Raw genomic sequence first — 13,124 nt, 5'->3', positions numbered from 1 at the left:
CTAGCTCTGCTCGTCGTCGCCGTCGTGCACCTCGACCTCACCGACCGGCCCGCGGGTCTCGTCCAGATGAGTCAATCCGCGTTCCTCGGGTGTGCCGGGCACCAGGTTGTCCAGGATCAATCCGAGGATGGCCGCAACCGCCATGCCGGTGCTGCCGACGGTGGTGATGGCATCGCCCAACCATTCCGCCCAGGAGATCTCGATGGTGACGTTCTCGAAGTAGGCGGGTACGGACAGCCCCATGAACAGGATGAACCCGACGATCAGTAGGTTGCGCTGGCTGTGCATGTCGGCGCGCATCAGGTTGGATATGCCGATCGAGGCGATCAGGCCGAACAGGGTGCAGTACAGGCCGCCGACGATCGGCCCCGGGATCGTCGCGACGACAGCCCCCACCTTGGCGATCAGACCGAGCAGGATCAGCAGGCCGGCAGCGATGTAGACCACGCGTCGGCTGGCGACCTTGGTCATCGCGACCAGGCCGACGTTCTCGGTGTAGCTGGTCGAGGCGAAACCGCCGAAGAAGCCGGTGACGAGGCAGCCGGCCCCCTCGGCGCCGATGCCGCGGCTGATCTGCTTCTCGCTCGGATCGCCCCGGCCCACGGACCGTGAGATCACGTGGTAGTCGCCGTAGGACTCGATCATGGATGCGAGGTAGCCGGCGAGAGTGGCGAGGATGAATCCGGCCGTGAACTGCGGCCATCCCCACGGCAGGAAGATGCCGCCGTCCTCGATCACCAGGTTGCGGATCCACGGGGCGTCGCCGACCGCGTCGAAGCTGATGTATGCGGGATTGTCCTCGCTCAGGATCCCGACGGCGCTGCAGAACCAGGCGACGACGTACGCAACGAGCACGGCCAGCAGGATGGGGAACAGCGAGAAGAACCTGGATCGCGGCGCGACGATCAGCACGAAACCGAGCGCGGCGACGATGGTCAGCGCGCCGAACCACCAGTTACCGCCGGCCATCGGTGCGCCGGATTCGAACAGGGCCAGCCCGATCAGCGCGATGACCGGTCCGATCACCACCGGGGTGATGTATCGTCGCAGCTTGCCGAAGAGCCCGGTGTAGCCGAGGACGATCTCCAGCACGGCACCGGCGATGATGGCACCGGCGATGTACTGCATGGTGACGTCGCCGCCCTGCGCGGCGGTGGCGGCGATGATCGCGAAGAACGGTCCGAGGAACGCGAACGAGACGCCTTGGATGATGGGCAGCCGGGTGCCGAAGCGGACCTGGATGAAGGTGGCGATCCCGGAGCAGATCATCACCGAGCTGACCAGGATGGCCAGATCGTCCGGCGGCATATCCATCGCCGGACCGAGAATGAGCGGGACGGCGACGGTGGCGCCGAACATGGTGAGCACGTGTTGCACGCCCAGGCCGAGGCTGGCCAGCGGTCGCGGTACGTCGTCGAGACCGTAGTTCAGGTCTACCGGTCTGACCGGGGAGCTCATCAAGCGCCTCCTGACTCGGATCGCGCGCCGCCCGGGAGTGCCGGCGCGTCCTGCCGTCCAGCTTGCCTGTCTCGCGTGCCCGCCTCACCTGATCGCCCCGCCGGTGGAGCTTCTGCGTGACGGTACTCGATCGCGCCGGCTCGGTCATGTGTGCAGGTTCACGACGTTGCCGAGGGCCATCCTGGCAGATTTCGCCATGGTGGGAACCGGCTCAAGCACCCGGCGCGGCGGCGTCGGTGCGGCGCCGGCGAGGGGCGGGACGCGGGACGGGTGGAGGGCGTAGCGTTGTTTCATGACGGAGATCCGGGACCGCTCCGATGCATCCGGACCGCCCACCGACGGCGTCGTCGCCGGGCCGGAGGAGCTGGCCAGGCGGCTGGATGCCGCCGGTTATCTCGCCGACGACGGCTTGGCCACCGCGGCCTTTCTCGCCCTGCGGATGCGTCGCCCGCTGTTCATCGAAGGGGAGGCCGGCGTCGGCAAGACGTCGTTGGCGCATGCACTGTCCGCGGCGTTGTCCGCGCCATTGATCCGGTTGCAGTGCTACGAGGGCGTGGACGCCGCCCAGGCACTCTACGACTGGGACTTCCCGCGGCAGCTGCTGCATCTGCGCGCCGCCGAGGCGGCCGGCGTGTCCGACGTCGACCGGTTGGAGCATGAACTCTACGACCGTCGGTTCCTGGTGGCGCGGCCGCTGCTGCGGGCGCTGGAGGAGGTTCCGTGCGTGCTGTTGATCGACGAGATCGACCGGGCGGACGATGAGTTCGAGGCGTTTCTGCTGGAGGTGCTCTCGGACTTCACCATCTCCATCCCGGAGGTGGGGACGGTGCGCGCGGAGACCCCGCCGACCGTCGTGGTCACCAGTAACCGCACGCGTGAGGTGCATGACGCGCTGAAGCGGCGGTGCCTGTACCACTGGCTCGACCATCCGACGTTCGAGCGCGAGATCGCGGTGATCACCCGGCGACTGCCGGAGGTGAGCGAGCGGCTGGCGAGTGACGTGGCGCGCGTGGTGGAACGGATGCGTTCCGCCGACCTGCTCAAGCCGCCCGGGCTCGCCGAGTCCATCGACTGGGCGGCGGCGCTGGCGGCGCTGGGGGCCCGGGAGCTCGACGCGGACCTGGCCTCCCGCACTCTCGGGGCCGTGTTGAAGTACCAGGAAGACACCGAACGGATCCGCGCGGAGATCGGCGAGATGGTGGTGGAGACGGCCGGATGAATGCAGGCCCCGAGCACGCGGTCGAGCCGGTGGTGGAGTTCGCCGGCCGGCTGCGTGCGTCCGGGGCGTCGGTGCCGCCGACCCGCGTGCACATGATGCTGCGTGCGCTGGCCGAACTGGGCGCCGACTCGCTGAGTGCGGTCTATTGGTCCGGCCGGTTGACGCTGTGCGCCTCGCCCGACGACATCGAACGCTACGACCAGGTGTTCAGCGCGTACTTCGGCGCTGGCCAGGGCCGGCCACGGCCGCGGGTGCAGGTCGCACCGGCGTACCGGATGGTCGCCGCGCCCGCCGACGGCCAGCCGGAGACCGGTGCGAAGAACGACGGGCCGCCGCCGGAGAAGCTGGCCACGGCGAGCCGGCACGAGGTTCTCCGCAACCGCGACGTGACTGAGCTGACCGCCGCCGAGCGGGCCGAGGTGAACCACTATCTCAGCGCACTCGTGATCGCGGTGCCGGAGCGCATCACCCGGCGCATGCGGGCCGCACCGGGCGGCACGATCGACGCGCGCCGCACGATCCGGGCGATGATGCGCCGCGGCGGTGAGCCGGTGGAGGTACTCCGGCACCGCAAGTCGCGCCGGACCCGCCGGCTGGTATTCCTGATCGATGTCAGCGGCTCGATGGCACCATACGCCGACACCGTGCTTCGGTTCGCGCACGCGGCGTGCCGGGCGCGTCCGGGCACCGAGGTGTTCACCGTCGGCACGCGGTTGACCAGGCTGACGCGCGAGCTGCGCGGCCGGGGCGCCGCGGCCGCGATAGCCAAGGCGTCGCAGGCCATCCCGGACTGGAGCGGTGGCACCCGGTTGGGTCCGGAGGTGAAGGAGTTCCTGGACCGGTGGGGGCAGCGGGGCGTCGCACGGGGTGCCGTCGTCGTGCTCGCCAGCGACGGTTGGGAGCAGGGTGATCCGACGCTGCTGGGCGAGCAGATGGCGCGGCTGCGGCGGTTGGCGCGGCGGGTGGTGTGGGTCAACCCCCATCGCGGCCACGACGGCTACGCGCCGCGCACCGGCGGGATGCGCGCGGCGTTGCCGCACATCGACGATCTGGTGGCGGGTCATTCCCTCGGCGCGATGGAGGATCTGGCCATCCTGCTGACAACGACGACGTCCTGCACGCCGTGGCCTGGGACGCACCGATTGCAGGACGCTACGGAGGCGGTGAGCGATGCGTGAGGTGATGTCCGACCTGGTGTCGGTGGTGCGGCGCGGCGGCCGAGCGGGCCTGGTGACGGTCGTCGGCACCTTCCAGTCGGCACCACGGCCGGCCGGTGCGTCGATGCTGGTGACCGACACGGGAGAAGCCGTCGGCAGCGTATCCGGCGGGTGCATCGAGGGTGCGGTCTACGAGCTGGCGCAGGAGGTGATCGCCGGGGGCGAGCCGGTCAAGCAGCGTTACGGCGTGAGCGACGACGACGCATTCGCCGTCGGCCTGACCTGTGGCGGCACGATCGACGTCTTCGTCGAGGCGGTCGATGCCCAGACCTTCCCGCAGCTGGGTGCGCTGGCGGAGACGGTGCAGCGGCACGAGCCGGTGGCGCTGGCGACGGTGGTGTCCGGACCGGGCGAGCCGGGCGCGCACCTGGTGGTGTGGCCGGATACTACGGAGGGAAGCCTCGGCGGACAGCGTCTGGACGACGCGGTCGCCGACGACGCGCGGGGAATGCTCGACCAGGGCATCACGGGTGTGCGGCGGTACGGTGCCGACGGCGAGCGACGGATGGACGAGCTGGAGGTTCTCGTCCAGTCGTTCGCGCCGCGGCCCAGGATGCTGGTGTTCGGGGCGATCGATTTCGCGGCCGCGGTGGTCCGTATCGGCAAGTTCCTGGGGTATCACGTCACGGTCTGCGACGCCCGGCCGGTGTTCGCGACCCAGCGGCGGTTCCCGGATGCCGACGAGGTGGTGGTGAGCTGGCCGCACGACTTCCTGGCCGGGGTGAGCGTGGATGCGCGGACCGTGATCTGCGTGCTCACCCACGATCCGAAGTTCGACGTGCCGTTGCTGGAAGCGGCGCTGCGCACACCCGCCGCGTACATCGGGGTGATGGGGTCCCGGCGCACGCACGCGGACCGGCTGGCGCGCCTGCGCGAGCTGGGCCTGAGCGAGGAGGAGCTGGGCCGGATGTCGGCGCCGGTGGGGCTGGACATCGGGGCTCGCACGCCGGAGGAGACGGCGATCTCGATCGCCGCGGAGATCATCGCGGCGCGATGGGGCGGCTCGGGACGGAGGCTGAGTGAATTGACCGGCCCGATTCACCACGACCGCATCGGCGAGCGCGAGGCGAGACCTCTGGCCGGCGGGGCGATTTCGTAGACGGGTCGTGATTCACGATGACGACGGCGACGGCAGGAGGACTGGTGCTCGCGGCGGGTGAAGGGCGGCGGTTCGGCACACCGAAGGCCCTGGTGGAGGTCGCGGGGGAACGGCTGGTCGACCGCGCGGTGCGCCTGCTGGCCGACGGTGGCTGCACGCCGATCGTCGTCGTCGAAGGTGCTGTCGGCCTGGAGGTCTCCGGACATCCCGCCGGTGTCCCGATCCACCTGGTGTATAACCCGGACTGGCAGTCTGGGATGGGCTCGTCGCTGCGGGCGGGGTTGGACGCCGTCCGCGAGTACGAGGTGGACGCCGTCGTGGTGGCGCTGGTGGACCAACCGTGGCTGGGGCCGGAGGCGGTCCGGCGGCTGCGCGCGGCACGAGTGGGCGGCGCGTTCGTCGCCGCGGCCACGTACGGCGGAGCGCGCGGCAACCCGGTCCTGCTCGGCCGCGAGGTATGGGCGGACGTGGCGGCGCTGGCCGAGGGCGATCAGGGGGCGCGCGCGTTCATGATCCGGCATCCTGAGCTGGTGACCGCGGTGCCGTGCGACAACACCGGCCGCCCGGACGACGTCGACTATCCGGAAGATCTGGACGTCACGAAACCGTAGAGGAGCGAATGCAGCGTCTCGCGGAGCTCGGTCTGATCGAACGACACGGCGCCTGCTCTGGCGATGGCCCGAGCGGCGGCTGGTGCTCGAATGGACGCCGTGAACGACCGTCAGTGATCGGGGTAGGCGACCACGGAGAGGAACCGGATCGGGAACTCGAGCAGGGTATCGGGACCGTGCGGACCCTCGCCGTCGAACTGGAGCGCATCGCCGGCCCGCATCTCATACCGGGCTTCGCCGTGTCCGTACACCATGGCGCCCTCCAGCATGTAGATCAGCTCGGTGCCGGGGTGCTCGAACAGCGGGAACACGTCCGAGCTCTCACTGAGCTCGACCACGTGCGCCTCCATCCTGGTCTGTGACCCTTGCAGCTCCCCGAGCAGCCGGTAGACGTGGCCGACGCCGGTGCCGCGCCGGACGATGACGGCGCCGTGGCCCGCCTTGGTGAACACGGCTTCGCGCTCGGTGTCGACCCCGCGGAAGAGCGCGGTGACCGGCACGCCCAGCGCCCTCGCGAGCCGGCCGAGCGTCGTCAGCGAGCACGACGTCTGCACGTTCTCGATCTTGGACAGCATCGCCTTGGAGATGCCGGCCCGGGCGGCGAGCTCAGCGACGGACAGGCCCGCGGTGAGCCGGTACTCGCGCACCTGGTTGGCGATGACTCCTTCTAGTTGTCGGCTGGGCTCGTCGTCCATCCGGCCACCCGGCTCGTCGTCTGGTCGACGCCCGGCCTCGTCGTCCAATGGGCGGCCGGGTTCGTCGTCCAACGTGCGGCCGGCGTCGTCGTCGGCTGGGAACGGTACCGGAGAGGTCACGGGCACAGCGTACCTAGGTCCGGTGCGCACATCCGTCGACGCCGATCCGCCGTCGGGCGATCTCTCGACGGAATCTCAGCCATGGCCTGGACAATGTCCAGAGAACGACGGCGCTCCGACGGCACTCAGACGACCGACTTCGGTGGCGAGGGCGAATCGGCGGCCGGCCCGGGCGTCCGCGCGGCAAGGGCGTCCAGCGCTGCGGTGAAACACGCCGCGGGCGGCTTGACCAGGCCGGCGCCCACCTGGCCGGTGCCGGCCACCTTGCCGGCCATCCCGGTGTTGATCTGCGGCAGCACGCCGGTGCGGGCGACGAGGGTGACGTCGATCCCGGTGGGTGCGCCGCGGAAATCCAGGATCGGATACGCGTACGCGGGGTTCTCCGCCAGCGTGATCTCGTACATCAACCGGCTGGTGTGCAGCGCCAGCGGAACCGAGCCGCCGACGAACCGCACGATGGCCGGAGCGGCGGCCATGGCGAACCCGCCGATGCCCATCGTCTCGCAGACGGCCGAGTCGCCGATGTCGGGATTGGCGTCGTCCGGTCCGAAGGAGCCGAGGAACAGCCCGTCCGGTGTGTCAGCGGGGGCGGTGAACCACTCGTCACCCGTGCCGGACACCTGAATGCCGAAGTCGGTGCCGTTGCGTGCCATGGTGGTGACCACGGTGCTGCCGGCGATTCCGGCCCCGGCGGCCGTCTGCAGCTTGCCGGTCGGCATGACCAGGTTGAGGAAGAAGTGATCGTTCCCGGAGACGAACCGGGTGACCTCAGCGACCTGCGACGACGGTGCGCCGCACTCGATCAGGTCAGGCAGCAGCTCGCGCAGGAGCATGAGGGTACCGGCCCGATTCCGGTTGTGACCCTCGTCGCCCATCTGCACCATCTGCGCCACGATGGCCTTGATGTCGATCCGGCCGCGCCGACGCACCGCAGCCTGCAGCAGCGGTCCGAGCACGGCGCTCATCCAGCGCAGCCGCTCGATGACGTCGTCGGAGTAGGCGCCGTATCGCAGCACCTTGCCGAGCCCTTCGTTCAGCGAGCACCAGGACGTGCCGTCGTTCGCCTCGTCACGCAGCTCGAACATCCACATCGAAGGGGAGACCACGCCCGCCATCGGGCCGACGGCGCCGCGCTCGTGGCACGGGGTGAGGGTGATTCCCGCGCCGGCCGCCAGCTTCGCCTCGGCGCTGTCCGGCGAGTCTGCGAGGCCTTCGAAGATCATCGCACCGATCAGCGCGCCGCGCATCGGGCCGGACGCCCGATCCCAGGTCAACGGGGGACCGGCGTGCAGGAGCTCGCCGGGCTGGAGTCCCAGCGCGTCCCGGGCCGGGCGGACGTCGACCAGCTCGGACGTGGACGCGAGCATGCGGTCGAGCGCTTGCCGGTTGGCCTCGGCTCGGCGCGGGTCGGCCACTACCGTGGCCAGGCTGTTCTCCGTGCCGGGCAGCGGAGGCCGCCACTCGACCCGCTCGACCGGTACCGCCTGGGCGCCGAGACTGTCGATGAGCAGGTCGGCCCCGGCCGCCGCGACCCGTGGTTCGGCCGTCAGCAGGGTGTCCAGTGCGCTCATCCGTCACTCCGATAGGTCGGCGTTGGCCTCGTCGTCGGCGGCGTCGTCGGCCTCGCCGTGGGTGTCGGCGGGAGGCCGGAGGAGGGCGCGACGACGTGGCGGACCGCCTCGCGCGCGGCGGCCGCGTTGGACAGATGGACGGACGCGCCGGCACCGTTCAGCGCCTCCGCCTGGCGGTCGAGATCCTGCGGGTCGCCCGCCGTTCCGATCAAGGAGACCACCACCGGCAGTTCCCGGCCGCGTCGGGAGGCGATCGTCCGGCACTCCGCGATCACCCGGGCGAGTTCGGCCGCGGGGTCGGGGTGGGCGCCATGGCCGAGCACGACGTCGAGCAGCAGCACTCCACAGGTGGGGTCCAGCGCCTCGGCCAGCATGCGATGAGCGCGCAACGAGCCGTCGATCATCGGATGCGGCCGGCCCAGGGTCAGCGCGTCGTCGCCGAAGTCGACCATGACGTGGTGCTCGACGCCCGCCGCGGACATCGGCTGCAGATCGGTGCCGAGCGACCACTCCGGCCGCAGCGGGATGTTGGAGTACACCGGGCCGAGCTCGGCGGCGACCACCGCCATCGCCTCGTCGCAGAGCGTGCCGCCGGAGAACAGACCGCGTACGTAGCGGGGGGCGACGTCGGCGGCCGGTGGGGTCGTCGGCGCGGCGTCGTCGGGCGCCGCCCAGGATCGAGGTTCCTGCCACGGCATACCGAGGGTTTCGACGGCGGACCGCGCGGCAGCGGTCAGGTCCGGTTGCCCCGGGCCGAGCATGGCGAAGAGCACCGGCGTGGTCAGGGTGGCGGCGTGTTCGTGGACCTGCTCCGCAGCACGTCGTCCCGGCGGCTTGCCGACGACGACGATCACCTCGGTCGCCGGGTCGGCCGCCAGCATGTCCAGGGCGGTCAGCGTCGACAGGGCGCCCACCTCGTCGGACATGTCGCGTCCGCCCACCCCGAGGCAGTGGCTGATCCCGGCTCCGGACGCGTCCAACAGCGACATCAGCTGCTGCGCGCCGGTGCCGGACGCCGCCACGATGCCGACCGGGCCGGGCCGCACCACGTTGGCGAAGCCGAACCCCACGCCGGAGATGACGGCGGTGCCGCAGTCCGGTCCCATCACCAGCAATCCGCGCCGCTGGGCCGCCTGCTTGAGCCGAACCTCGTCCGCGACGGAGACGTTGTCCGAGAACACCACCACCGGCACGTCGCTGAGCAGGGCGTCCATCGCGTCGACGAAGGCGTGCGGCCCCGGGGTGGCGACGAACGCGACCGTCGCGTCGGAGCGCTCCACCGCCGAACCCAGGGTGCGCGGCTGCGGTCCGGCGTCGGACTGGTGGGCCTGCGTCGCCTGGGCCCGGCGCCCGGCCAGCGCCGCCTCCACGATTGCACGTGCCCGGGCCAGCGCATCGTCGTCTGCGGCGTCGATGGCGATCATGAGGTCGTTCGGGCCGGCTCCATCCGGCGCGGTGAACCCCATCCCGGCCGCGAGATCCACATTGAGCGGTGTGGCCATCGCCACCAGCGCCGCGTTGACTCCGGGCTCGTCGGCGACGCTGCGGCTGACCTGCATCAGCGCGACCGAGTCGTGGTACACGCCGGGCCGCACCGAGAGGTCCCGGGTCATGCGCGTCTCCGGCTCGGGGAGAGCGCGGCGGGCCCGGCCAGGGCCGAGAGCACCCCGGCGTACAGGCCGGCGCCGGAGGTGTGGCCGACACCGAGCAGCTCCCGGTAGGCGGCGATCACGTTCGCTTGCGGAGCGCTGAGGCAGCCCAGGAAGCGGGCGAGCTCAGGCACGCAGTGCCCCTCGCAGGCGTAGCGGAGCAGCGCCGCGGAGACCGCTGTGGTCCGGGTGGGCGGTGCGGCCGCGGAGATCACTTCGGTCAGCTCGTCGGCGACGCTGCTGCGGATCGACCGGAAGGCGACGACGGCGCCGGCCAGCACGTCGTCGCCGGCGGGCGTGAGACCGGGACCGAGCCCGAGCAGGGCGGTGACCGACTCGTCCAGGCGGAGTGCGGTCGAGTGCAGAGCGCAGGCGAGACCCGCCGCGGCCTCGAGGACGGGCGCGTCCAGGTCGGGCGCGGGACAGCGACCGGCCCGCCGCACCGCACCCACCGGGTCGGCCACCAGTGGTCGGCGCGGCTGCCACCAGCGGATCGCCGACACCGTGATCTCAGGGAGCGTGACCCGGCCGGCGCCTACCTCGACCGGTGTGCCGACATCGATCTGCGGTACCGGGCCGGCGAGTACCATCGCGCACGGAATGCGGACCGCACGAGTGCCGGTGAGGCAGATCAGCCCGTGGCGCACGCCCGGCACCTGGACGGCCAGCAAGTCGCTGGTGCTGGCGACCACGTGCCCGCGGCGAGGCGGCGCGACGAGGAGTGGCTGGACGGCGGTGCTCGCGGCGGCGGCCAACGTCGTCCGGGTGCTGGATGGCGCGGTACGGTGCCGCAGCGGCGCGACTGTCACGAGCCGCCTCCTGGTTGTGCCTGGTGCTTACTGTGGGAATCCGTCGGAACGAACTCCAGGGCTGTCACGAACGTATCTACGGCGCTACCGTCTTCGCATGGAAAAACTTGCCAACGATCGGGCCGCTGGTTCGCCGGATTTGCCAGAAACCGGCGCGCGCCCGACCGGCCTCGCGGCGGATTCGCCCGCTCCGGCCCCCAGGCTGACGCCGACCGGCCTGACCGTGCGCAAGGCGATGGAGATGCCGGCGTTGGCCGGAGCCAGGCTGATGGGCGGCGCCGGCGGGCTGGACCGCGTCATCCTGCGGGCCAATGTGATGGAGGTGCCCGACATCCTCCCGTGGGTGAAGCCACACGAGCTTCTGCTGACCACGGGCTATCCGCTGCGCAACACGCCGCAGGGTCTGCCCGAGCTCGTCTGCGACCTGCAGCGCCACGGACTCGCCGCGATGGGCGTCAAACTGCACCGCTACCTGGATGCGCTGCCGGAGCAGATGGTGGCCGAGGCGGACCGTCTCGACCTGCCGCTGCTGCTCCTGCCCGACGCGATCGGGTTCGACGAGATCATCAATCAGGTCCTGACCGAGGTGCTCAACCGGCAAGCGGGCGCGCTCGAACGTTCCTGGGAAGTGCACCAGGCGTTGCTGGCCATCGTGCTGGACGGGGGCGGCCTGGAGGAGATCGCCGACCGGGTGGCGGCCACGCTGCCGGCGTCCGTGTTCGTCACCACGCCCGACGGGCGCGTCCTGGCGGACGGGGGCGAACCGGCGGATCTGGAGGCGTGGAGGGCCAGTGCCTGCTTCGAGGAGACCGGCAGATTCCGCATCGAGTACGAGCAGCGCGGTGTGCACGCGCACGCGGACGTACCCGGGTGGCACGCCGTCGTGCCGATCGTGGCGGGCCGGGTGGACCACGGCCGGATCGTCGCCTTCTCCGCCGACCGGCGGCTCGACGACGGGGACGTGCACGTGCTGGAGCGGGCCGCAACGGTGGCCGCGCTGTCGGTGAACAAGCAGCTGGCCGTCACGGCGGTGGAGAGCAAGTACCGGGGCGACTTCCTGCGGGACGTGCTGGCCGGGCGGGCCGGGGGCCGGGAACAGGTGGTGGCGCACTGCGAGACGCTCGGCTGGCAGATCGACCGTCCGATGGTGGTCGCGGTCGCCGAGGTCGACCCCGATGCGAACGACCTGCCGGAATCCGGCTTCGAGCTCCGTCCCATCCAGGAGCGGTTCAGCACCGCGTGGCAGACCGTGGTGGGGAGGCGCGACCGGCGCGCGCCGGTTGTCGGCTTCGCCCGTGAGGTGGTGGCGTTGCTCCCGGTGCCGTTCGGGAACGCCGAGGCGGTGGTGCAAGACGTCGTCCGGGAGGTCTCCGGGGATGGTGGGGGCGGCCGCCGTTCCTTCTCCACCGGGGTCAGCCGGGTGGTGACCGGGCCGGACGAGCTGCCGGCCGCATACGAGCAGGCCAGGCGGGCGGTCCACGTAGGCCGGCAGGTGCACGGATCCGGAGCCGTGGCGCATTTCGACGCGTTGCGGTCATTCCGGCTGATCAGCCTGATCAGGGACAACGACGAGTTGCGCGGGTTCATCCGGGAGACGCTGCGTGAGCTGGCGGCGACGGACGACGAGGACATGGCGGACCTGCGGCATACCCTGAAGATCCTGCTGGACGCGAACCTGAACGTGGCCGAGGCAGCGCGGACGCTGCATTTCCACTACAACACGCTGCGCTACCGGATCAGCAAGCTGGAGCGGATACTCGGCCCGTTCACCACCGATCCCGAACTGCGCCTGGACCTCGCCCTGGCGTTGAAGGTGCTCCAGATGCGCGGCATGGAACGCCCCTGACGCCGGCACGGATCGCGGTGGTGGCGGCACGGAAGGCCCTCGACGAATGTGTGCCTGCAACGATCCGGATCCCCCGGATCCGGATCCCCCCGCGACCCCGCCATTCTCCACACGACGGATCACACGGTCTGTCGTGATGTGTGCTGTGGGGACGGTTGTGTGATTGTCGGCCGCCGCTCCGGGCTGTCGTGGGGGCGGTCGTGTGATTGTTCGCCGGTCTCACTGGTCGTGGTGGGAGTCGTGGGAGCTCGCGCCGGTGTACGCGGCCGGACCTGGCACGACCACGGTCACGACCGTCGTGTCACCGCGTAGCGCGGCTCCCGTTCACACGGCACGTCACACGACGGGGAGGTGAGCGAGGCGGTCGCACACGGCACGTCACACGACGGCGAGGTGAGCGGCGCGGTCGCACACGGCATGTGACACGACGGTGAGGTACACCACACGACCATGTGGCCGCACCTTGGCAGATTCGCGCGCAACGCCTCGTACAGCCGCTTCAAGTTCAGCATGGTGCGGTGATTGCTCGCTGGAAGGCGGTTTCCTGGCCCAAAACGCGTGCACTCAGCGCACCATGGACCGGTAAGGGCGGCGGCGGAGGTCCGGAACGGGAGCGCGCGGCGACGCTCATCGTCTCGTCCGAACTGGAACGTGGGACAGGGCCCAGCTGGAGCTGCGCGCGGGCCAGCCGGCGGGACCGCGCAGAGATTGCCGAGGTCGGCGCCGCGTCGTCGGCAGAACATGCCCATGCGGGCGTAAGGTCGGATGCCTAAGTTTCCTGCATCAGGATGTGCGGAGGTCCGCGTCACGGATGACACGACCCTGAGGAC

At 70.8% G+C, this 13,124-nt stretch carries 10 protein-coding genes; 5 read left to right on the top strand and 5 right to left on the bottom strand.

Going from position 1 to position 13,124, the window contains the following annotated elements; genetic code table 11:
- Window positions 1–1,458, bottom strand: coding sequence for a uracil-xanthine permease family protein (locus tag G1H10_RS18365; RefSeq protein ID WP_163740450.1), 1,458 nt, complete (start codon window positions 1,456–1,458; stop codon window positions 1–3).
- A 292-nt stretch (window positions 1,459–1,750) separates the two neighbouring features.
- Here G1H10_RS18365 and G1H10_RS18360 point away from each other — a divergent pair, with 292 nt between their 5' ends.
- The 4 genes from G1H10_RS18360 to G1H10_RS18345 are packed head-to-tail and all read left to right on the top strand — an operon-like array spanning window position 1,751 to window position 5,604.
- Window positions 1,751–2,677, top strand: a complete 927-nt coding sequence (locus G1H10_RS18360; protein WP_163740448.1) for an AAA family ATPase — start codon at window positions 1,751–1,753, stop codon at window positions 2,675–2,677.
- Window positions 2,674–3,855, top strand: a complete 1,182-nt coding sequence (locus G1H10_RS18355; RefSeq protein WP_163740446.1) for a vWA domain-containing protein — start codon at window positions 2,674–2,676, stop codon at window positions 3,853–3,855. Before G1H10_RS18360 ends, G1H10_RS18355 begins: the two co-directional genes overlap by 4 nt.
- Window positions 3,848–4,993, top strand: coding sequence for an XdhC family protein (locus G1H10_RS18350; RefSeq protein ID WP_163740444.1), 1,146 nt, complete (start codon window positions 3,848–3,850; stop codon window positions 4,991–4,993). The genes G1H10_RS18355 and G1H10_RS18350 overlap by 8 nt, the downstream gene beginning before the upstream one ends.
- A gap of 17 nt (window positions 4,994–5,010) precedes the next feature.
- On the top strand, window positions 5,011–5,604 hold the full coding sequence (locus G1H10_RS18345; RefSeq protein WP_163740442.1) for a nucleotidyltransferase family protein: 594 nt from the start codon (window positions 5,011–5,013) through the stop codon (window positions 5,602–5,604).
- A gap of 110 nt (window positions 5,605–5,714) precedes the next feature.
- On the opposite strand, the gene G1H10_RS18340 is transcribed toward G1H10_RS18345, so the two are convergent.
- The 4 genes from G1H10_RS18340 to G1H10_RS18325 form a co-directional block, all read right to left on the bottom strand.
- Entirely contained in the window at window positions 5,715–6,299 is a 585-nt protein-coding gene (locus tag G1H10_RS18340; RefSeq protein ID WP_163740655.1) for a helix-turn-helix domain-containing protein, read from the bottom strand.
- A gap of 245 nt (window positions 6,300–6,544) precedes the next feature.
- Window positions 6,545–7,990, bottom strand: a complete 1,446-nt coding sequence (locus G1H10_RS18335) for a YlbE family protein (protein ID WP_163740441.1) — start codon at window positions 7,988–7,990, stop codon at window positions 6,545–6,547.
- Window positions 7,987–9,603, bottom strand: a complete 1,617-nt coding sequence (locus G1H10_RS18330; RefSeq protein WP_163740439.1) for an AllF/FdrA family protein — start codon at window positions 9,601–9,603, stop codon at window positions 7,987–7,989. Before G1H10_RS18330 ends, G1H10_RS18335 begins: the two co-directional genes overlap by 4 nt.
- Window positions 9,600–10,448 (bottom strand): oxamate carbamoyltransferase subunit AllH family protein, encoded by an 849-nt coding sequence (locus G1H10_RS18325; protein WP_163740437.1) that lies wholly within the window; start codon window positions 10,446–10,448, stop codon window positions 9,600–9,602. Before G1H10_RS18325 ends, G1H10_RS18330 begins: the two co-directional genes overlap by 4 nt.
- A 97-nt stretch (window positions 10,449–10,545) precedes the next feature.
- Between G1H10_RS18325 and G1H10_RS18320 the strand changes: the two genes are divergently transcribed.
- On the top strand, window positions 10,546–12,294 hold the full coding sequence (locus G1H10_RS18320; RefSeq protein WP_174264473.1) for a PucR family transcriptional regulator: 1,749 nt from the start codon (window positions 10,546–10,548) through the stop codon (window positions 12,292–12,294).
- Window positions 12,295–13,124 lie beyond the last annotated feature (830 nt).

Source organism: Phytoactinopolyspora halotolerans (assembly GCF_010550675.1).
In the GTDB taxonomy this organism is placed as follows: Bacteria; Actinomycetota; Actinomycetes; order Jiangellales; family Jiangellaceae; genus Phytoactinopolyspora; species Phytoactinopolyspora halotolerans.
Note: the sequence above shows the minus strand (reverse complement) of the source record. Positions and strands in the feature narration are given on the sequence as shown.

Bases quoted from the DNA above. Each gene is read 5' to 3' on its own strand.
- G1H10_RS18365 (WP_163740450.1), bottom strand. From the start codon at position 1,458: ATGAGCTCCCCGGTCAGACCGGTAGACCTGAACTACGGTCTCGACGAC.
- G1H10_RS18360 (WP_163740448.1), top strand. From the start codon at position 1,751: ATGACGGAGATCCGGGACCGCTCCGATGCATCCGGACCGCCCACCGAC.
- G1H10_RS18355 (WP_163740446.1), top strand. From the start codon at position 2,674: ATGAATGCAGGCCCCGAGCACGCGGTCGAGCCGGTGGTGGAGTTCGCC.
- G1H10_RS18350 (WP_163740444.1), top strand. From the start codon at position 3,848: ATGCGTGAGGTGATGTCCGACCTGGTGTCGGTGGTGCGGCGCGGCGGC.
- G1H10_RS18345 (WP_163740442.1), top strand. From the start codon at position 5,011: ATGACGACGGCGACGGCAGGAGGACTGGTGCTCGCGGCGGGTGAAGGG.
- G1H10_RS18340 (WP_163740655.1), bottom strand. From the start codon at position 6,299: ATGGACGACGAGCCCAGCCGACAACTAGAAGGAGTCATCGCCAACCAG.
- G1H10_RS18335 (WP_163740441.1), bottom strand. From the start codon at position 7,990: ATGAGCGCACTGGACACCCTGCTGACGGCCGAACCACGGGTCGCGGCG.
- G1H10_RS18330 (WP_163740439.1), bottom strand. From the start codon at position 9,603: ATGACCCGGGACCTCTCGGTGCGGCCCGGCGTGTACCACGACTCGGTC.
- G1H10_RS18320 (WP_174264473.1), top strand. From the start codon at position 10,546: ATGGAAAAACTTGCCAACGATCGGGCCGCTGGTTCGCCGGATTTGCCA.